Raw genomic sequence first — 19,209 nt, 5'->3', positions numbered from 1 at the left:
GAGAAAGGTCTTATTATGAAAGACCCTTGCCCATAACACGGGACATGCGTTGTGCAAATGTCGCCGCGTCTGATGGAATCTGCCCTTCGAGAATTCTTGCCTGATCCAGTAGAAGCCAAGCGATATCTTCGAGTTCTTTGGCTGCACCGTCTTTTTTAATGAGATCTGAAAGACGTTTGACCAGGTCGTGTTTCGGGTTGATCTCGAGCACACGTTTACTGGCTTCATCGACCTGCTTGTGACTACGCAGGATACGTTCCAGATGAATGTCCATATCTCCTTCATCTGCCACAAGACAAACAGCAGAGTCCGTGAGGCGTTCTGAACTGCGGATATCCTTGACTTCCCCTTCCAGAGTCAGTTTCATGTATCCGAGCAGGGCACCGAGTTCCGCTTTGTCTTCTTCTTTATCTTTGGAAGCTTCACCTTTATCGTCAGCAGCGTTAATCTTATTGAGATCAGCGCCACCACGGGTGACAGATTTGAAGCCTTTGCCTTCGTACTCATTAATTGATGTTACCCAGAATTCATCAACTGGGTCATGAAGAACAAGCACATCCACATCTTTGGCTTTGAAACCTTCAATCTGTGGGCTGCGACGCAGAGCCTGCTCATCTTCACCAGAGATATAGTAGATATGTTCTTGTCCCTCTTTCATGTTCTCGAGGTAATCGGCTAGGCTGATCCAGCTATCCGTTTTTGTGGATTTAAAACGACAGAGTTTTAAGAGGGCATCTTTTTGCGGGAGATCTTCGTAAAGGCCTTCTTTGAGAACAGAGCCGAAATTTTCCCAGAATTTTAGATATTCTTCCTGCTCGTTCTCAGCTTTTTTATCGAGGATACCGAGAACGCGTTTCACAATGCCACCGCGAATTTTACGCAGCATCGGATTATCCTGAAGCATCTCACGGCTGATATTGAGCGGCAGGTCTTCTGAATCAATAACGCCTTTCAGAAACCGCATATAAGCCGGAATAAGTTCTTGGCAATCATCCGTGATAAAGACGCGACGGACATAGAGTTTTACGCCGTGTTTTCGATCTGGATGGAAAAGGTCAAAGGGCTTGCTGCCTGGAATATAAAGCAATCCGGAATATTCCAATACACCTTCTACACGGAAATGTTCACGTAACCAGGGATCATCATAGGCATGGGCAACGTGATGATAGAACTCTTTGTACTGTTCGTCTGTTACATCGGATTTGCTCCGTGTCCAGATTGCAGACGCTGAATTCAGCGTTTCCCATTCTGTATCGTTCTCTATGCTGCCATCATCGTTTTCTACGGGCGTTTTTTTGAGACGGATCGGAATTGGAATGTGATCGGAATAGGTTTTGATAATGGTGCGAAGACGTAGCTCTTCACTGTATTCTTTTTGCTCTTCTTTAAGGTGCAGCGTGATTGATGTTCCGCGTAGAGGTTTCTCTACTTCGGCAATAGTGAATTTACCTTTGCCATCTGAATCCCATTGCCAGCCCTGATCTTCGCCAGCGCGACGGCTGGTCACGCTAACCTTGTCAGCAACCATGTAGCTGGAATAGAAACCAACACCGAATTGGCCGATCAGGTTGTTTCCGTCCTTGCTGCTTTCCATCTGTTCCATAAAGGCGCTGGTGCCGGAACGCGCGATGGTACCAAGATTATCAATAAGCTCCTGGCGATTCATGCCAATGCCGTTATCACTGATAGTGAGCGTGTTGGCATTTGAGTCTATTTCCAAGTCGATCCTGAAATCCGGATCGTCTTTCATCAGGTCGCCATCTGTTACCGCTAAGTACCGAAGTTTATCGCAAGCGTCTGATGCATTGGAAATGAGCTCGCGCAGAAAGATTTCTTTATTGGAATAAAGCGAATGGGCCACAATGTCCAAGAGGCGAGAAACCTCGGCCTGGAAGGAAAGTTGTTCCTCAGACATGATTGTATAATCCACCTTTTAACTAGTCGAAGTAATATTGCTAATCTCTTGGCTGTTTATAGCAAGAGCAAAAAGACATATGGCTTAATCAGATCAGTTTTTCAAGTTATCTAGCAGATGAAAGGGTGTTGGTATATTGAAAGCTGTTGCAGGAATTTTGTGATCCTGTAAAAACGGTGAGATAATTTTTGTGATTATTAAGTCCGTTATGCTCGGACAAAGGGCTTTATCGTTATGTTTAATCGGTTCCCGAAATCGGTATTAATGGCTGTTTCTTTGGTGCTCTCTGGTTGTGCAGCCGGGCCGGATTCTTCGCCCAATATGGTTTTTGAACGCAAAGGAGTCACTGTACCAACCTTGGCGCAATATCAGTATTGCCATGGATATGGATGTTCAAGTCGGTTGAGCTTGACCATGAGTGAAACTGATAAACGGGGGCTTATTCAGGCTTTTGGTGTGGCGCAAACTGCGCAGCAAGAACGAGCTGCTATGGCAAAGGCGGTTGCTTATATGGAGCAAATGAATGCTCCAAAAGCAGGTACTGAAAATGATATCGGCGGCACCTTTACCGGCTATGGACAACCTGGACAGTTGGATTGTGAGGATGAGTCCGCAAACACAACGACCACGTTGATTTTTCTCCAGGAATTGGGACTGATCAAACATCACAAGCTAAGATCACAGGTTACCCGGGGATTTTTTATCGGTGGGTGGCCTCATACATCCGCAGCGGTTGTCGAAGCATCTACAGGGAAAAGCTTCGCTATTGATTCATGGTTTGAGAAGAATGGCGTAAAGCCGCATATCGTACCTTATGAAATGTGGTCTTCGGGGTGGGATCCTGGAAAGGACGGACCTGTTCCTGCAGAGTTACAATGAGTTGAGTTAAAAGATGATCGTTCCAGATGGTGATTAAGGCAAGCTACAACTAAATCCGTGTGCCAATTAACCAAGACGGTGTCCGAGATTTTCGGGCGGAATTATCGTTGTGATGGTTGCTGTGAAGGCCAAGATTATCAACACAAGCAGAATTTCAGTTTTGATTGAGCGGTTGAGTTTTTTGGCAGCTTGTGTCTGACCTGCTCTGAATTGTGGTACGAGACGCAATTTGTTTAAGGCGGCAAAGCATAACAACAGAGTGACGAGGCAGACCTTTCCCAGAAGCATTAATCCATAATCTGTTGTCAGGCCATCGATTCCCCCAGCGATTAACCATGCCATGCCTACTCCTGTCGCGAGCAGAAAAGGAATCAAGACAGTGGCTATGGCTCCAAAGCGTTCCAAGGTATCTGATGTGGTTTCTACTTTCTGATCAATAAGCGTGAGCAGAGGAATGAAGCTGCCAACCCAAAAACAGGCGATAGATAGATGGACAATAATAAAAATCTTCAAAAGCCAAGTTGGTGAATAGAATCCTGTGTGCCCGGATAAAGCATAGCTGATCGGGATTATTGCTAAGACCAGAAGACCATAAACGGGATAGTTTATTTTTGACGCAAAGGCTATACTGGCAAGCCCTAAGCCCAGAAATAATTGTGCATGTCCTGTTGAAGAAAACAGCACGAGAGCGAGCATATCCGGATCATGAAGCGCGCTTAAGTCTCCCGCAGAAAGCCAGATCACTTGTAATCCTAAATTTACAAGGATAAGCGCAATCCCTAATAAACTTGATCTTGTAATAAAAGAATATAGCTTTGAATGAACGTCTTGGGTTTCTTTGAAAAATATATGCAAGAAAAGTAAAGTGCCACCGGAAAAGAGACTGCAACCATAAATAACAGTCTTGAGAACTGTAAGTAAGTATTCTGTATTTTCGATCATCTGAGCGTTGCTGATTTATGGAGAAACAGTAAAAGTAATTTGCCCCTTAATTGGGTGCCCGTCTGCGGAAATTCCCCGCCAGATAACACGATAGGTTCCTGCATCTAAGGATGGGGGGATCGCTATTTTTTCCGTGACGGGATTCAGATTTTTATCTTGTTTTAGTGTGAGCTCGTTTCCTTGATTATCCAACAACTTCAAAGCCGTGATTTTGAGGGATTCCGGGAGGGTGAGTTTTATTTCATCCGGTGATTTTTTGAGGACGGCTTCGTTTGCGGGTACAGTACTTGTGACCTTTGTATGCGCAATACTTTCATTTGGAAGAGAGGTTATTAAAAATAAAACGGTCAATAGTGTCGAGAATATTGATTTCATAATCTTCCTCAAAGATTGCAAGTTTTGCCAATCGTTGAATAATATAATCTTTCCAGTAGGGGGAAGGTCAAATTACACTACGAGCTAAAAATTATTGCTTACTGTCGCAATAAGTTTTTGGCCTGTGAGGAATCGCATTTTCTTCCCTGATTTTCCCGTGTATAAACCTTCTTATTATTTAAGCTTTTTTGATTTGGATATTTACGTGTTTGTTTATCACTGCCTCCTTTGTGCGGGAGGGATAGATGAGTTTTCTGGCATCAGCTAAAATCACGGCAGTTCTTGGTCCGACAAATACGGGTAAAACCTATTTGGCTATGGAGCGGATGTTAGCTTATAGCTCGGGCATGATTGGCTTTCCTTTGCGGTTATTGGCCCGTGAGAACTATGACAAAGCTGTCGCCATAAAAGGTGCTGACAAGTGCGCACTGGTCACAGGTGAAGAAAAAATTCTGCCCAAAGCTGCGCGTTATTTCTTTTGTACTGTTGAATCCATGCCCGTGGATAAACTGGTCGAATTTCTCGCCATTGATGAAATACAGTTGGCGGCAGATGAGGAACGGGGACATATCTTTACCGACCGACTTTTGAATGCGCGCGGGACTTCTGAGACCATGTTTATGGGCTCGAATACAATCGCGCCAATCTTGAAGAAGCTTGTCAGAGATATCGAATTTATCGAGCGACCCCGTTTTTCAAGCCTGACCTTCTCAGGAAGTAAAAAGATCATTCGCTTACCGCCCCGATCTGCGGTGGTCGCGTTTTCTGCGGCAGATGTTTATCAGTTGGCGGAAACTATTCGACAGCACCGCGGAGGTACGGCTGTAGTTCTTGGTGCTCTGAGTCCGCGAACGAGAAATGCGCAGGTTGAGTTGTTCGAAAACGGCGATGTGGATTATCTGGTAGCAACCGATGCGGTTGGTATGGGGCTTAATCTGGATGTGAATCATGTTGCTTTTTCCCGGATGGAAAAGTTTGACGGGCGTATTTCGCGTTACCTCTATGCATCAGAGGTTGGCCAGATTGCCGGACGTGCCGGGCGCCATACCCGGGATGGAACCTTTGGCACCACAAATAATGTCGGGCCGTTAGACGAAGATTTGATTGCTCGTGTGGAAAACCACGATTATGACCCGTTACGTGTTATTTACTGGCGGAATAATGACTTAGACTATCGTTCGCCGGAACAGTTGATTAAATCTTTGGAGAGACGAGCTGACGACAAAATTCTGTCACGTGTGCGCAATGCCGAAGACCATCAGGCATTAATTGCGCTGGCACAGGAAAGTACGGTTCAGGACAGCGCCACAAACGCCGCGCGGGTAAAGTTACTTTGGGAAGTATGTCAGGTTCCTGATTTTAGAAAAATTCTGACGGATCAACATATTCGGTTGCTTTCTCAGATATATCATTATTTGATGGGCAACCATGGGGTGCTTCCTGAGGACTGGATTGCAACTCAAATCAAGCGTATTGATCGCATCGACGGTGACATAGATACTTTGGTCGCGCGCATTTCTCATATCAGAACTTGGACCTATATTAGTCATAGATCAGACTGGATAAGAGATAATGAGCATTGGCAAGGCGTCAGTCGTGCGATAGAAGATCGATTATCGGATGCGCTTCACGAGCGTTTAACTCAAAGGTTTGTCGATAGACGAGCAGCAAAATTGGTACGAAGCCTCCAGGCGGGAGAAAATATAGTGTCGACGGTTAAAGCAAATGGTGATGTTATTGTCGAAGGAGAACTCCTTGGACGTATCGTTGGGTTCTCTTTTGTTCTGGATGAAAGCCTTCAGGGGTCGGATATTAAACCGGGTCTGACGGCTGCGCGCAAAACGCTTTTAAGCGAAATGCCTGCGCGGGTTTCTGTGCTGGAAGAAGATAACGACGGGTCATTCCTGTTGAATGATTCGGGCGAGCTAACCTGGCGCGGTATTCCTGTGGGCAAGTTGATCAAAGGTGAGAGTTCACTCAACCCATCTGTTGATGTCTATTCGACCGAATTCATTGATAGCCCGATGCGCGAGAAAATCAGGCTGCGTCTAGTAGGATGGTTGGAACGTCATTTACGGGCACAACTCAAGCCTTTGTTTTATCTCTCTGATGCCGAGCTTGAAGGGACTGCCCGTGGTATTGCTTTCCAGGTTATTGAAGGCTTAGGGCTTGTGCCGCGTTATTTACTCCGAGACCAGATTAACGGCTTGAGCAAAGCAGATCGAAAAGCTTTAGCAGATCTTGGCTTACGCCTTGGTCGGGAAAGTGTTTTCTTGCCGAATTTGAATCGCCCAAGACCAAGCCGAATACGTGCTTTGTTATGGGCTGCCTGGAATGAAGTTACCGTTCCTGAACTTCCCGACTTTGAGAGCAAACATTTTACGCCATCCGACGCCCAGAAAGATATTTTCTGTGCTGCTATTGGGTATCGTCATCTTTCAAACCGCAAGGGGCGCGAGCTTGTTTTGCGGGCTGACATTCTGGAACGGATTTCTCATGAAGCCTATAAATTGCTTCGTTTGAGCAAAGATGACGGCGAAAAGAAACCGGATAACAAAAACGCTGATTCCAAGGCTAAGGTTGTTGAGATTGCAACGCCTGCTGTGGAGGCGCCAGTTGTAGATGATACGGCTGTATCTGCATCTGTTGGTGAACAGGATAGCACAGTTTTAGAATCTGAGGTGAATGCTGCGGATATAGTGGCCGTCGAAGATCAAAAGGAGCAGAAAGCAGATGACGATCTGAAGCTTCCTGTCGGATCGTTTGCCATTAATGGTGATATGCGAAAAGCTTCTGGCCTTGACGACCAGCAGATTGCGTTTGTCCTTAAATCTTTGAGATTTCATCCTAATAGACTAAAGGGTGGTGTGACTGCTTTTAGTCTCCGTGGACCCAAAAAGCAGGATCCCAAGAAAAAAGAAGCCCGGAAGAAACAGGTTGAAGCTGAAAAAGCCAGAATGGCCGATTCACCTTTTGCTGTGCTTCAGGACATGGCTTTTAAACGCTAAAGGCTTTTGCGATGGCTGGTGATGAAAAGGCAAGTCTTCGCATTGATAAGTGGCTTTGGTATGCGCGATTCTTTAAAACGCGTTCAATCGCCAGTACAGTTTGTACTGGCGGTCGGGTGCGTGTTGGCGGCAAGGCGATCAATAAAGCCAGTCAGTTGGTTAAGCCTGATGATGTGCTGACCTTTACGCAAGGGGCCAGCATTCGGGTCATCAAGATTTTGGCCTTGGGAGATCGGCGGGGACCTGCGCCTGAAGCACGCGAACTATATGAAGACCTTGCCCCGATAGACAATCAAAAAACTGGTAAGGCAAACCCGGTTGGGGATAACGCGATACGTGATATGGGTGCTGGGCGACCAACCAAAAAAGATCGTCGAGACATAGATAAACTTCGCCAGAATGATTGATGAGATCTTTTCATGTCTTGCTTAGGTGGTGTTTCTCCTGATCTAAATTATCAAGCTTTTCTTGCTGACATTTTATCCAAACATGATTTGAAGTCCGTTGTGGATGTCTATCATTTTGTGCGTCAAATGCCATATGGTGGCGCAGGGGTGAGGGATCCGCGTGCCGTGTATGCGAAGAGAAGTGGAACGTGTTCTGGTAAGCACATTCTTCTCAGGGATTTATTAAATTCTCTTGGGTGTAAAGCTGATGTTCTTCAGGTTTTTCTTTATTTCAACAGAGGTATCCCTGTGCATGCAACCATGCCAACAGAGCTCCAAAATATAATTCTTAACCAAGACGTATCGGACTTTCACAATATCGTTCAATTGAATGTGGATGACTGTGCGCAACCCCTTTTGTTGGATGCGACGTGGTCAGATGCAATGAAGCCTTATGGTTTTACGGTCAATGATAATTGGTCAGGAATGGGGGATACCCAGCTTGCGGGAAACATTATTCGGACAGAAGAAATCAGTGCGGATGTTGTGGATCAAAAAGAAAAGCTCCTTTCAGGATTGAGTGAAGATGAACTTGCTTTAAGAGGGCGTTTTCTCAATCTGTTGATATCCTGGATTTCTGCCTCGATCTCTGCTTCGACCTCTGGGCGTTAAGCCCCCTTAAAACCGGGTAAGAAGAATCCCTGTGCCAATAGAAAAAGCAGCTAACCACCTGATTATACCGGCTTTTTCTTTGAGCAGGAATACGGCGATAAACATGGCGAACAGCACACTGCTTTCTCTGAGGCCGGAAACCAAGGCAATTGGTGCTTTGGTCATTGCCCAGATGGCAATCCAGTAAGACCCGAGAGAAAGAGCCCCGGCGATTAAGCCACTTTTCCATTCCGGTAATGTTTTTGTTACAGCCCCTCTCCCCCGTAAAAATAGAGCAGACACCAGCATAATGAGACTGTCGCCGGCGAATAACCACAAGGTGAAGCTAGAAGCGTTAAAGGATACGCGGGCTCCTATTCCATCCACTAACGTATAGGCGGCGGTAAAAGAGGCAGTACAAAAAGCAAAGATCAGTGCTTTCCTGGAAAGAGGTGGTGTGTTGGGGCCTTTGCTTAGCGCCATGGCCATGATTCCCATACCAATAGAGACAATGCCAACGGCATTGGTAAGTGAAAGGACTTCGCCGAGGTATAGGGCGCTAATAACAGATACGATTAACGGAGCAGTTCCACGAGCGAGCGGGTATATCTGACTTAAATCCCCTAAGGCATAAGCTTTGATCAGGAAAAACTTGTATCCGACATGTAACAGGATAGAGGCCAATAACCATGGCCAGGCATCACTGGCGATGGTTGGGAAGAAGGGGATTAAAGCGAAAGAGATTGCACCTTGAAAAAGTGAAAGTAATAGAATCGCAGAGAAGCGATCCAAACCGATCTTGATAACGGCGTTCCATCCTGCATGCATAAGTGCACCAGCCATTATGGCAAGAAAGACGGTTGTGTCCATTTGGGAAGTTGCCTTCTACGTGTTGCTTCTGGATTCACAGAAAAGGATTTTTTCTCACTATTGAAAATACGAGTTGATTAAATCGCTTGATTTGCAAAGAATAAATCGATCATTTTTCTGATCTATGTGAGAAAAACTAGTATGAATAGATCATCGTTACCGCCATTAAATGCAATTCGGGCCTTTGAAGTAACGGCCCGAAAGGGGCGTATGGTCGATGCGGCCCAAGAGCTGAATGTCACCTATGGCGCCATCAGCAAGCAGATCCGTCATCTGGAAGATGTCATGGGTGTTCGCTTGTTTGAGGGCCCGCGTAACAAGTTACAACTCACAGACGCGGGATTGAAGTTACAGCCACAGCTAACGGCTATTTTTGATCAGCTTGAAGCGAGTATTTCCAGTGTGGTTGATAGTGAAGAGGGGGCATTGGATGTCGCTTGCATTGGAACCTTCATGATGCGATGGCTCTTGCCGCGTTTACATCGGTTCTCTGCGCATTATCCCAAGATTGATGTTCGATTGAGCACGACGACGGTGATCCCTAATCTGGCAAATGCTGCATGTGATTTGGCAATTGTTGTTGGTGAAAATAACTGGCCAGCAAATGTCGATGCGACCCCCCTGTTTGCTGAGTTGGTGGGACCGGTCATGACACCTGAACTGGAAGCGCGATTTGCTATTTCCGAGACGGAAAGTCTTTTGGAGCAGGAAGGCGTGCCTTTATTACATAGCTTAACCCGGAGGTCCGCTTGGCAGGATTGGTCAAAGAGGGTTGATATTCGAGTGTCTGATACTGATAAAGGGACTGAGCTGGAACATATTTATTTTATGTTGGAAGCGGCGATGGGCGGACTGGGGGCTGCGATAGCACCTTGGGCACTGGTCAGTGAGGATATTCGCGCTGGGCGGTTGGTTGCGCCGTTTGGTTTTGTCCCCAATGGTCAGGTTTATACTGTTATCTCCCGGGATGCTCAGCGAAAAAAGAACAAAGCATTCTTGTCATGGATTAAAAGTGAAGCAATGTCTTCTCCTCTTTGGAATGATTTTGGGAATGCGTAATTCTAAATCTTACTAATTTTTTTGAACTGCAAAAAAAGATTATTCGCAGGCATGGTGTGAATGTTGTGCAAAAGTAAGCCATGATCCTGAGCAAGGTTCTTTACATCATCGAGCTGCCGAATGCCCCAGGATGAATCCCGTTTTTTTAGCCAATTATCAAACTCAATGTTAGAGAGGGCAGTTTTCACACCACTTTGAAAGAAGGGGCCATAAATGAACAAAAAACCGTTTGGTGTCAGGAATTTTGATGCACCTTGGATGAGGCCGATAGCAACTTCCCATGGGGCGATGTGAATCATATTGGCGCAGATAATAGCATCGGTTTTGTTTTGAAGTTGAATCAGTTTTCCTTCTTCTAGGCCCCAATTTTTTTGCGTAGTATCAATATGAATCGGAGGTGTGATGTTTTTCGCTCCAGATGCCATAATGTGTGCTGTTATGCTTGGGAAAAGATCGGTGTCATATTCGCTGGTTTGCCATGTTAATGTTGGCAAGCGTGATCCTATCCATGCTGCGTGCTCGCCTGTCCCGCTCGCGATCTCTAACAATGTTCCCGCTTCGGGGGCATGGCCTTTTAAAATTTCAAAGATGACTTGCCTGTTACGTTCTGTTGCTGGCGCATAACGTCTTGCGTCGGGAGCAGGTGAAGATGTTTTTGTTGTCTGAGATGTCATGTTATGAGGTCTTGAGAAGTTGTTTATGTGTTGGGCTGATACTAGATTATAGATGTACTTCGAGGTTCCTGTCTTCAAGATACTTAATGATACCGGGACTCTAAAGGCGCTACATATTCAAGATCGTGCTTTTTTATAGAGGTTTGTTACTGAACTTTGTCATAGTTGAGGAAAGTTGATTGTTTGGTCGTATAAAAGAACTATTGGGTGAAATTACTCAAAAGCCACAGGGCGCTTTGGTTAGCCACAGTGACAAAAAAGTTGCTGCAGCTGCTTTAATGGTGGAAGCCGCAGGTATGGATGATGATTTTGGCCCGGAAGAGCGAGGGAAAATTATCGAACTTATTCAAAGTCGTTTGGGTTTGAGTGCTGAAGACGGTGCGGAATTACTCTCTCTCGCAGAGGAGAAAGCAGGTAGCTCGAGTCAGCTTTTTGCCTTTACGCGGGTTATCAACGACAGTCATAGCGCTGAAGAACGTAGGGAGTTTATGGAAATGATGTGGGAGGTTGTCTATGCTGATGGCGAACTGCATCATTACGAAGCTAGTTTGATGCGGCGAATTGCCGGGTTGCTCTACGTTTCTGATCGCGATAACGGTGATGCACGTAAAAAAGCTCTTGCTCGTTTGGGCCTGAAAGGGTAAGGCCCTTTTCATAAACCCAAAAGGGAACACAGGGTAAGTCCTGTGACTGGTCAGGAGCCAAGTGGAGATTAGACGATGACATATGTCGTCCTGGAAAATTGCATTAAATGCAAATATATGGACTGCGTCGAAGTTTGCCCCGTAGATTGTTTCTACGAAGGGGAAAACATGCTCGTCATTCATCCGGATGAATGTATTGATTGCGGTGTTTGCGAGCCTGAATGTCCTGCGGAAGCGATTTTGCCTGATACCGATCCTGCTTCAGAGACTGTTATGGACCTCAACAAGAAGTGGGCAGATATCTGGCCGAATATAACGCGTATGGGCGAAAAGCCTGCTGATGCAGACGAGTGGAATGGTGTGGCGAGTAAGCTGCAAGATCATTTCAGTGAAAAGCCTGGCGATACTGGCTGATAAGATGCGTGAGCACCTGTGACAGGGGTGCTCAACGAATTTGTTAATCCGTTGCTTTGAAATCATGATTTACTTGGCGCAAGTTTTAAGCGTTTAAGACTGCAAAATCCCTCTAAAATTCGAGTTTCTTTAAATTAACCGAACTATGCTCTAATCGCGTAGCTGGCATGTGCTATGCGAATATTGAAATTTTGCTGTAAATCCTGTATAACATATCTGTGACGGATGGATTGCTGGTGCGGTGCTGGGACAAGATTTTCCTGCATCTTTAGTAAGTTTCACTTAACAACTAACTTCTTCCCCTGCCAATTTTTATAGAAAATTGTGTGGGGAAATTGCGTCCATGCGTTTCTGGTATGTTTTCATCTGCATTTTTTGCAGGTCAAGGATAGCGAAAACAAAAAACATGCCTATATGAATGTAGGGTCTGGATAAATTCAGGCTGTCAAAACGGAGAGATGAGATCTAATGGGTAAACAAGCTGAATATAGTGCCGGTGATTACGTGGTCTACCCAACCCATGGTGTTGGACGCGTGCAGGGTATCGAAACCCAAGAGATTTCTGGCGTTACGCTTGAATTGCTTATTGTGACTTTTGAACAAGACAGAATGACATTGCGTGTGCCTTTGGCGCGTGCGGAGAGTTCTGGTTTACGTAAGTTGTCTAGCCGCAAACTTATGGAAGACGCCCTTACAACTCTTAAGGGACGTTCGCGCGCAAAGCGGACAATGTGGAGCCGTCGTGCTCAGGAATATGAAGCGAAGATTAATTCCGGCGACCCGGTTTCTATTGCGGAAGTTGTCCGTGACCTTCACCGTGGTCCGGAACAACCGGAACAATCCTTTAGTGAGCGCCAGATGTATCAGGCTGCTCTGGAACGCTTGGCTCGTGAATTTGCAGCTGTTGAAGATATCGATGAAGATTCAGCAGCAGTAAAACTAGAAGAAATGCTTGCAGCAGCCTAGTTTTACGGAGAACATGTGGAAACGCGGTTCCGTTAACGCGGGGCCGCGTTTATATCTTCTTCGTTTTTAATCGTCCGTTTATCGGACAATCAGGCGAGAATATAACGCTTTTCCTTATATAAGCACTCATTCTCGCTATAGCTGTAACAGGGGTACCGTCCTTTCCATGGGGGATATGCAAAAATTTGCGATCCTGACTGCCTCGCACCGTATTTGGGCTGTAAGCGCCATTCACGGTGAGCTTGATCTGTTGCGAAACATCCATGCCGCCCTTGAAACACGATTAAAACGCGGTGATCGTGTTATCTATCTTGGTAACTTTATGGGGCATGGCACCAAGGTGAGCGAAACCTTGGATGAACTAATTTCTTTTCGCCGCTTTTTCCTTGCCAGATATCAAAATTTTCCCAGGGATATTGTCTATCTAAGAGGCTCTCAGGAAGAGATGTGGCAAAAGTTGCTTCAGCTACAGTTTGCGACAGACCCAAGAGGCGTTCTTCAGTGGATGCTGGATCAGGGTGTTGGTGCGTCACTTCAGGCCTATGGCTTTAACCCGCAAGAAGGCTTCCGCGAAGCGACAGCTGGTGCCATGCAGTTAACGCGTTGGACGAACAAGGTACGCCGGGCCATGCAGGAAAAGCCCGGGCATTACCAGATTCTTGGTCAGCTTAAGCGTGCTGCTTATCCTGATAATGGGACAACGCTCTTTGTTAATGCAGGGATTAACCCCAGCCGACCTTTGGAAACCCAAAAAGATAGCTTCTGGTGGGCAAACAAAGGTTTTCAACAGGTTAAGGGTAACTTTGGCCCCTTTACGCGGTTGTTTCGAGGTTACGACCCGGAACAGGGCGGACCTAAATATGACGAATACGCCGTTACGCTTGATGGTGGCTGTGGGTTTGGTGGTAAGTTAATTGCCGCTTGTATTGGTTTGGATGGCCAGGTTCTCGAGGTGCTGGAAAGCTAATGCGACGGGCCGACCGTTTATTTCGTTTAGTTCAAATTTTACGCCGTGGCCGCCTGGTTACAGCCGATCAACTAGCCGAAGAGTTAGAAGTTTCCACACGCACAGTTTATCGTGATATCAAAGATTTAATCGGCTCAGGTGTCCCTGTTGAGGGAGAGGCGGGTGTTGGCTATTTACTTTATGAAGGCTACGATCTGCCGCCTTTGATGTTTGATGCGGAAGAGCTTGAAGCACTTACTTTTGGTATGGCGATGGTGCAGGCTTGGGCAGACCCGAAACTGGCACTGGCCGCGACAGATGTTATCCAGAAAATTGATAGTGTCCTTCCAGATCTTTTACGTCCGAGGTTAGCAAAGCCTAGTTTGGCCGCCCATGGGGATGCTTTTCCAGAGCCTATCGTTATCGATGTTGGTGATCTACGACATGGTATTCGTAATCAGAATAAGGTCTTGATTAATTACAAGGACGGCAAGGGTGATAAAAGCCAGCGCACACTCTGGCCACTGGGATTACAACTCTATCGCGCTATATGGATGTTGGGGGCTTGGTGTGAACTCCGTCAAGGGTTTCGAGTTTTTCGCCTTGACCGTATTGAGCAGATGATTGTCCTGGAAGAACGCTTCCCCCATGAAAAGGGGAAGACGCACGACGATTTTCTAAGACATCTGGATGAAAACAGTTCCTAGGCTTCTGGGTTTTTTAACTCATAGGCCTCTGTTTCAGTTTCTCTACCTCGTAGAGCAAAAAATCCTTTTGGTGTCGTTTTCATCTTGGGATCGTTTTTGATATCGTTCCACGTCGTGGATGAAATCAATGTTTTTGCGGTTTCTGAGCTGGTTGTCAGAACATCTTTTGCAAGACTTTCTAGGCGTTGTGCGGTGTTTACCGTATCACCAATCAAAGTGTAGTTAACACGTCCTTTGGCCCCGATATTGCCGGCAACGGCAAGGCCGCTATGAATGCCTATTCGAATGTTTATAGCAGGCAGGCCCATTTCTTTTCTGTGGTTATTGTCTTCTTGCAGTGCTTTTTCAATGCGCAAAGCTGCATTACAGGCATGTTTGGCGTGATCATCCATCTGTGTCGGAGCACCCCAGAATGCCATGACTGAATCGCCAATGTATTTATCGATTGTGCCGCCTTCTTGTTCGATAATGGCACCCAACAAATCAAAGTGATGATTGAGCAAGTTAGCAAGCTCTGTCGCGGGCATTGATTCGCTCAGCGGGGTAAAGCTGACAATGTCGGTAAACATGACAGTTATTTCCCGCTCTTCGGAAATAATGCCCTCGCCATTGGTTTCCATAAGCTGTTGCACGAGCTTCTTGGGAACATAGTTCTCAAACCATTTCAGTCCGCCAAGCATCGAATTATAAGCAGTTGCTGCCGTATCCAGCTCTCTGAATATACTGCCGGGTAGGCGTTGTGTGTGAACAAGATCCAGTTGACTAACTTGTTGCGATGTTTCGGCAAGACGTTGGAGAGGAATGGCAATAAATCTACCAGAGAAAAATATGATGATGACAGTAATCAAAGCAATAACCAGAGCAGCAAAACCGGTAAGATAAAGCCGCTCGTAATAGCCCTCCAACTCACCTTCCATGAAATAGATACCTAGGGTTAAGTCTTTAAAACCATAGTCAGAAAAACTGGTGTGAAGAAAAGAAAGTTCTCCAGAGAAAGAGTCAACCGCATGGCCCTTGATGTCACCATTGCCAAGTATATCGGTGAAATCAAACAGGGGCTCATTCCATATTCGCCGGAGATTACCATCAACAACCTGATTTAGAGTTGGAAGGGGGTTCTCTGCGGATAGTCCGGAACGGCTCATATCTATCAGGGACGGATGGGCCAGGACTTTGTTGCGGTCAAGCAAGAGGTAAGTGTGGTTGCCAGTCTCTTCATCCAACTTATTAAAGTAATCGGAAAGCGAACTGATAGAAATGACGGCCCCGATCGCACCGAGGTATTTATCACCTTGGTAGATAGGATGGAATACTGAAATATAAGGCTCTCCAAGCTCCTCTACCCAGACAACGCCACCCCAATAAACTTGTCGGGTTTGACCTATATTCTGTAGCAAAGCTGCAAAGCGGTATTCATTGTCACCCCTTTCGTTGTGACTGATAAAGGATGTGGCATCCGCCCAGCCCGCCCTCACAGATGAACCATTTGTTTTTAAAAGGATCATGCCATGAACCTGAGGTGTTGCGGCAAGAGCTCCTTTGATTGTTTGAGTTATGGCTTTTTCATCATCTGGATCCAACAAACCGTGTTCAATAAGATCTGCCATATAGGTCACTTGGCGTGCGGCCGCGTTTAGGTTTTTGTCCAGATGCGAACGAATGGAGCCGAAAGTTACTTCTGTGACTTCCCTTGTTAAAGCAAAGGTATTATCCCGGGCAGTATCGAAGGAAAGCCATATAACTATAGCCAGCGCGATCATTGTCATGCTGCCAAAGCCAAAAGAGAGAGCCATGGCAATTGAAGGACGCCAATGCTTTTTGACAGTACAGTCCATCCGAGGAGAGAACTCGTTTGGAACAGGCTTGTTTATAATATCTACCAAATTCAAAGTCCTGATTATTCGGTAACGAGTTTGATTTTCTGTCCGCGGACGAGTTGACTGTTTTTGGTCAAGCCATTGAGAACAAGGAGCCGTTCTAGCTTAAAGTCTGCGAAGGGCATTCTTTTGGCGAGACTTGTCAGTGTGTCGCCGGAACGGATGGTATGAATTTTGATTCGATAGGGCTTTAGTTTAGCAACTTCGGTATTTGATAGTTTTTTGAAAGAATATGTTGTTCGTCTGAAGTCTTCCGAAAAGCGGTTTGTTTGGCTTGGATCGGTAATAAAGGTAAAGCGGTACACCTTGTTTCCGGCAAACCGAATGGCAATTAGTCTGAAGTCTTTCTTGCCGCTTTTTGTGTTGATCTGCGTGCTGCCTGTTACGGCTTCCATGCCATTGATGGTGATTTTTTCAACACCTTTAAGACTAATTTTTTTAGCCCAGACATTGGTCATGTACCTTTTTAGGCTTCCGGTGACTTCTCCTTTTGCACCGTCAAAGATGATGAGTGAATCTTCGGGGCCGACAGCAGCAACTTTTGTTTTACTGTTGATCAGGCGAAAACCTTTGGGGGCCGTAAAGGTAAGTTTGAGCTCCGGATGAGAGAACTTTTGTCCGCGAATATACCCTTGCGATGGATCATCGCCATAGAGCATGCCATCAATTTTTTTGAGATAGACATCCCGCCCGATAATCGGGTTGTTGACTGTCTTTGTTCCTGCCTGTTGGATTGCACGCTGAATACGGTCTGCTGTTCTGGGGTGAGTTTGCATGATATTGAACTGGTCGGCGCGATCAGGATCACCTGCAATTTCAGCATCCAGGCGGCTACTGGCCTGTAATTGACTTAGAAATTCTCCCATACCATTGGGGTCAAAACCACCGCGAGAGAGGTACCGGACGCCCAAAAGGTCTGCTTCGAATTCCTGATCGCGAGAGAAGCTTTTGACGGCAACAGCACCGGCTGTTCCTACTGCCTGTGCCGCCTGTCCGCTGCCTGTTAGAATACCAACACCTGCAGCCAAAATGTTTGCGGTTAAGGTTGAGCCGTATCGCTCTGCGGAATGTTTTGCTGTGACGTGGCCGATTTCATGCGCGATCACACCGGCAACTTCTGCTTCATCGTTAGCCAATGCAAGAAGCCCGCGTGTGGTGTAAACGTATCCGCCGGGTAGGGCAAAGGCGTTGACAACTGGGCTGTCCAAAAGGGTAAAGGTGAATTTTTGATCGGGTGTCTCGGATGTCTTGGCAAGGAAGTTTCCTAGACTGTTGATGTAGTTTGTTAGCGCTGGATCTTCGTCATAGGTGCCGCCAAACTCTTTGATTATTTTCACATGCTCAGTTGCACCAACCTTCTGCTCCTGCGCTGGCGTCAAGCCACCATTAAAGAAGGTCCGCCCGGTTGCCTCGGATGTTGAACAGCCAGAGAGCAGAGGACCGCTGGAAATAAGGGCGAGAGCCAGAAGGGGTGTCTTGAAACGGGAAAGAGTTGTCATCGTCATGAGTTCACGCTGTTTCTTGAAATTATACCGTTAATTCCTTTATGAGGAATTTATAAAGGAATTATGTCTTTTCTTCGACTTCTAATCCACATTCTTTCCATGCGCTAAAGCCGCCTTTCATATGGCTGACCTTTGGTATCCCCATGTCTTGAAGGGTTTTTGCTGCAAGGGCAGATCGCCATCCTGATGCACAGTGTAAAATAAACTGATGATCAGGCGAAAGGGCAGGTTTGTAATAGGGGCTATCAGGGGCAATCCAGAATTCAAGCATGCCACGGGGACAGTGGTAGCTGCCCGGGATCATGCCCTCGCGCTGTAGTTCCCGGATATCTCTGATATCAAGCAGAATAACATCGTTTTGTGGCAGGAGTGCTTTTATTTCAACAGGGTCGAGTTCTGTTATTTCTGCTTTTGCTCTATCCAATAGCTTCTGCAAGCTTATTTCTGTGGGGGCTGTTTTCGCTGTATTATTGTCGGGCATCTGTGTCAGGTCCTGAATAGTTACATTACTCTGTCGATAGGAATTCTAACTGTTCCGGCGTATAGAGAGATATCATAGGTCCGTTTTCCCAGAACAGCCAGCCCCGTATTCGTACCCTTTTGCCAACCATCTCCAGCAGGTTTTTGCCTTTGTTGACAAAGGATGTGCGATGGTTTTTCTCCAGCTTTATCGTGAAGTCCTTCCGCCAGTCCTGCCCAAAGTTTAAATAGACTGTACCGCGCACTTCGGCTGTTTTCTGGATCGTGCCTTCAATAATCTGAAAACGATCGGTTTTGGTGTTGAGATTGTCCGTTTTTAAAACCTGAAAAGCCTTCAGGTGCCATATTCCCTTTTGAGCTACCCGGGCCTGATCTTCGATGCGGAGCATTTCTTTCAGATCTGTGGGGTGTGCTGTTGTCGTGATCACCCTGCCATAGCCCTGTTGCAGAATTCCTTTTTGTATCCAATTGCTTTCTTTGTTTTTTACCTGTGCCAACAACCGATCATTTCTGTCGAGATTCAGGGTGTTGCTGGCGATGTAGATCTGTTGTTGATCGAGTGTTGTCGCTAGATAACTTGTGAGCTGTTCAACAACGGGGCACACAACCGCTAATCGTTCACAGTCCTGCTGTGTCGGTAAAAGCAGGCCAGCCAGTTTGATGGTCGTATCATCAGCAAGTCTTAGGTGGTGGGCTGTTGTAATTGCCGTGACCTTAACTCGTTTGTCAAAGGCTGGCTCGAAAGAGGGGGGTGTTTCTTGTGCTGAAACGGGTTCACCGAATGAAAGCCAGCCGTATAAAGGCAAGGAAAGTAAAAATAATCTGGGGATGGAGGCTTTTAATGTGGGCATAGTCTCGTCATAGTAGGGTAGCAATAATATTTCAACCTTTAATGGTATTTCGAGCTGCAT

General features: G+C 46.2%; 19 protein-coding genes. 10 read left to right on the top strand and 9 right to left on the bottom strand.

Annotation, left to right across the window (positions count from 1 at the left end; translation table 11 throughout):
• Positions 1-13 precede the first annotated feature (13 nt).
• Positions 14-1,915 carry a molecular chaperone HtpG gene (htpG, locus tag WH96_RS03420; protein ID WP_047762661.1) on the bottom strand — a complete coding sequence of 634 codons (1,902 nt, stop codon included), beginning with the start codon at positions 1,913-1,915 and terminating at the stop codon, positions 14-16.
• A 234-nt stretch (positions 1,916-2,149) separates the two neighbouring features.
• Between htpG and WH96_RS03415 the strand changes: the two genes are divergently transcribed.
• A complete protein-coding gene (locus WH96_RS03415) occupies positions 2,150-2,794 on the top strand; it encodes a hypothetical protein (protein ID WP_047762660.1) in 645 nt (214 codons plus the stop codon).
• A gap of 66 nt (positions 2,795-2,860) precedes the next feature.
• On the opposite strand, the gene WH96_RS03410 is transcribed toward WH96_RS03415, so the two are convergent.
• Together WH96_RS03410 and WH96_RS03405 are read right to left on the bottom strand one after the other, a co-directional pair.
• Positions 2,861-3,538 (bottom strand): copper resistance D family protein, encoded by a 678-nt coding sequence (locus WH96_RS03410; protein ID WP_162200108.1) that lies wholly within the window; start codon positions 3,536-3,538, stop codon positions 2,861-2,863.
• A gap of 213 nt (positions 3,539-3,751) precedes the next feature.
• The gene (locus WH96_RS03405; protein ID WP_053005629.1) at positions 3,752-4,111 is read right to left on the bottom strand and encodes a copper resistance CopC family protein; all 360 of its coding nucleotides are present in this window, start codon (positions 4,109-4,111) and stop codon (positions 3,752-3,754) included.
• A 245-nt stretch (positions 4,112-4,356) separates the two neighbouring features.
• Here WH96_RS03405 and WH96_RS03400 point away from each other — a divergent pair, with 245 nt between their 5' ends.
• Genes WH96_RS03400 through WH96_RS03390 form a run of 3 tightly spaced genes read left to right on the top strand, consistent with a single transcriptional unit; the run spans position 4,357 to position 8,177 of the window.
• A complete protein-coding gene (locus tag WH96_RS03400; protein WP_047762659.1) occupies positions 4,357-7,119 on the top strand; it encodes a helicase-related protein in 2,763 nt (920 codons plus the stop codon).
• 11 nt (positions 7,120-7,130) lie between these two features.
• A complete protein-coding gene (locus WH96_RS03395) occupies positions 7,131-7,526 on the top strand; it encodes an RNA-binding S4 domain-containing protein (protein ID WP_047762658.1) in 396 nt (131 codons plus the stop codon).
• 12 nt (positions 7,527-7,538) lie between these two features.
• Positions 7,539-8,177, top strand: coding sequence for a hypothetical protein (locus tag WH96_RS03390; RefSeq protein ID WP_047762657.1), 639 nt, complete (start codon positions 7,539-7,541; stop codon positions 8,175-8,177).
• Positions 8,178-8,183: 6 nt separating this feature from the next.
• Here the strand turns inward: WH96_RS03390 and WH96_RS03385 are convergent, their stop codons facing one another.
• Positions 8,184-9,026 carry an EamA family transporter gene (locus WH96_RS03385; RefSeq protein ID WP_047762656.1) on the bottom strand — a complete coding sequence of 281 codons (843 nt, stop codon included), beginning with the start codon at positions 9,024-9,026 and terminating at the stop codon, positions 8,184-8,186.
• Between the two features lie 141 nt (positions 9,027-9,167).
• On the opposite strand from WH96_RS03385, the gene WH96_RS03380 reads away from it, so the two are divergent.
• Positions 9,168-10,085 (top strand): LysR substrate-binding domain-containing protein, encoded by a 918-nt coding sequence (locus WH96_RS03380; protein ID WP_047762655.1) that lies wholly within the window; start codon positions 9,168-9,170, stop codon positions 10,083-10,085.
• 2 nt (positions 10,086-10,087) lie between these two features.
• Here the strand turns inward: WH96_RS03380 and WH96_RS03375 are convergent, their stop codons facing one another.
• Positions 10,088-10,759, bottom strand: a complete 672-nt coding sequence (locus tag WH96_RS03375) for a DUF938 domain-containing protein (RefSeq protein ID WP_047762654.1) — start codon at positions 10,757-10,759, stop codon at positions 10,088-10,090.
• Positions 10,760-10,938: 179 nt separating this feature from the next.
• Between WH96_RS03375 and WH96_RS03370 the strand changes: the two genes are divergently transcribed.
• From WH96_RS03370 to WH96_RS03350, 5 genes are all read left to right on the top strand, one after another.
• A complete protein-coding gene (locus tag WH96_RS03370) occupies positions 10,939-11,403 on the top strand; it encodes a tellurite resistance TerB family protein (RefSeq protein WP_053005627.1) in 465 nt (154 codons plus the stop codon).
• A gap of 75 nt (positions 11,404-11,478) precedes the next feature.
• Positions 11,479-11,817, top strand: coding sequence for a ferredoxin FdxA (gene fdxA, locus WH96_RS03365; RefSeq protein WP_047762653.1), 339 nt, complete (start codon positions 11,479-11,481; stop codon positions 11,815-11,817).
• Positions 11,818-12,285: 468 nt separating this feature from the next.
• Positions 12,286-12,783, top strand: a complete 498-nt coding sequence (locus tag WH96_RS03360; protein ID WP_047762652.1) for a CarD family transcriptional regulator — start codon at positions 12,286-12,288, stop codon at positions 12,781-12,783.
• A 166-nt stretch (positions 12,784-12,949) separates the two neighbouring features.
• Positions 12,950-13,750 carry a hypothetical protein gene (locus WH96_RS03355; RefSeq protein ID WP_047762651.1) on the top strand — a complete coding sequence of 267 codons (801 nt, stop codon included), beginning with the start codon at positions 12,950-12,952 and terminating at the stop codon, positions 13,748-13,750.
• Entirely contained in the window at positions 13,750-14,436 is a 687-nt protein-coding gene (locus WH96_RS03350) for a helix-turn-helix transcriptional regulator (RefSeq protein ID WP_047762650.1), read from the top strand. The genes WH96_RS03355 and WH96_RS03350 overlap by 1 nt, the downstream gene beginning before the upstream one ends.
• On the opposite strand, the gene WH96_RS21060 is transcribed toward WH96_RS03350, so the two are convergent.
• The 4 genes from WH96_RS21060 to WH96_RS21055 form a co-directional block, all read right to left on the bottom strand.
• Positions 14,433-16,319, bottom strand: coding sequence for an adenylate/guanylate cyclase domain-containing protein (locus WH96_RS21060; protein WP_053005625.1), 1,887 nt, complete (start codon positions 16,317-16,319; stop codon positions 14,433-14,435). The two genes, WH96_RS03350 and WH96_RS21060, sit on opposite strands and share 4 nt — an antisense overlap.
• A gap of 14 nt (positions 16,320-16,333) precedes the next feature.
• Positions 16,334-17,818, bottom strand: a complete 1,485-nt coding sequence (locus WH96_RS03340) for a M48 family metalloprotease (RefSeq protein ID WP_053005623.1) — start codon at positions 17,816-17,818, stop codon at positions 16,334-16,336.
• Between the two features lie 61 nt (positions 17,819-17,879).
• Complete coding sequence (locus tag WH96_RS03335) at positions 17,880-18,299, bottom strand: rhodanese-like domain-containing protein (protein WP_047762649.1); 420 nt, start codon at positions 18,297-18,299, stop codon at positions 17,880-17,882.
• 25 nt (positions 18,300-18,324) lie between these two features.
• Positions 18,325-19,209 (bottom strand): thermonuclease family protein, encoded by an 885-nt coding sequence (locus WH96_RS21055; RefSeq protein ID WP_053005621.1) that lies wholly within the window; start codon positions 19,207-19,209, stop codon positions 18,325-18,327.

It is taken from the genome of Kiloniella spongiae (genome assembly GCF_001026905.1).
Taxonomy (GTDB): domain Bacteria; phylum Pseudomonadota; class Alphaproteobacteria; order Kiloniellales; family Kiloniellaceae; genus Kiloniella; species Kiloniella spongiae.
Note: the sequence above shows the minus strand (reverse complement) of the source record. Positions and strands in the feature narration are given on the sequence as shown.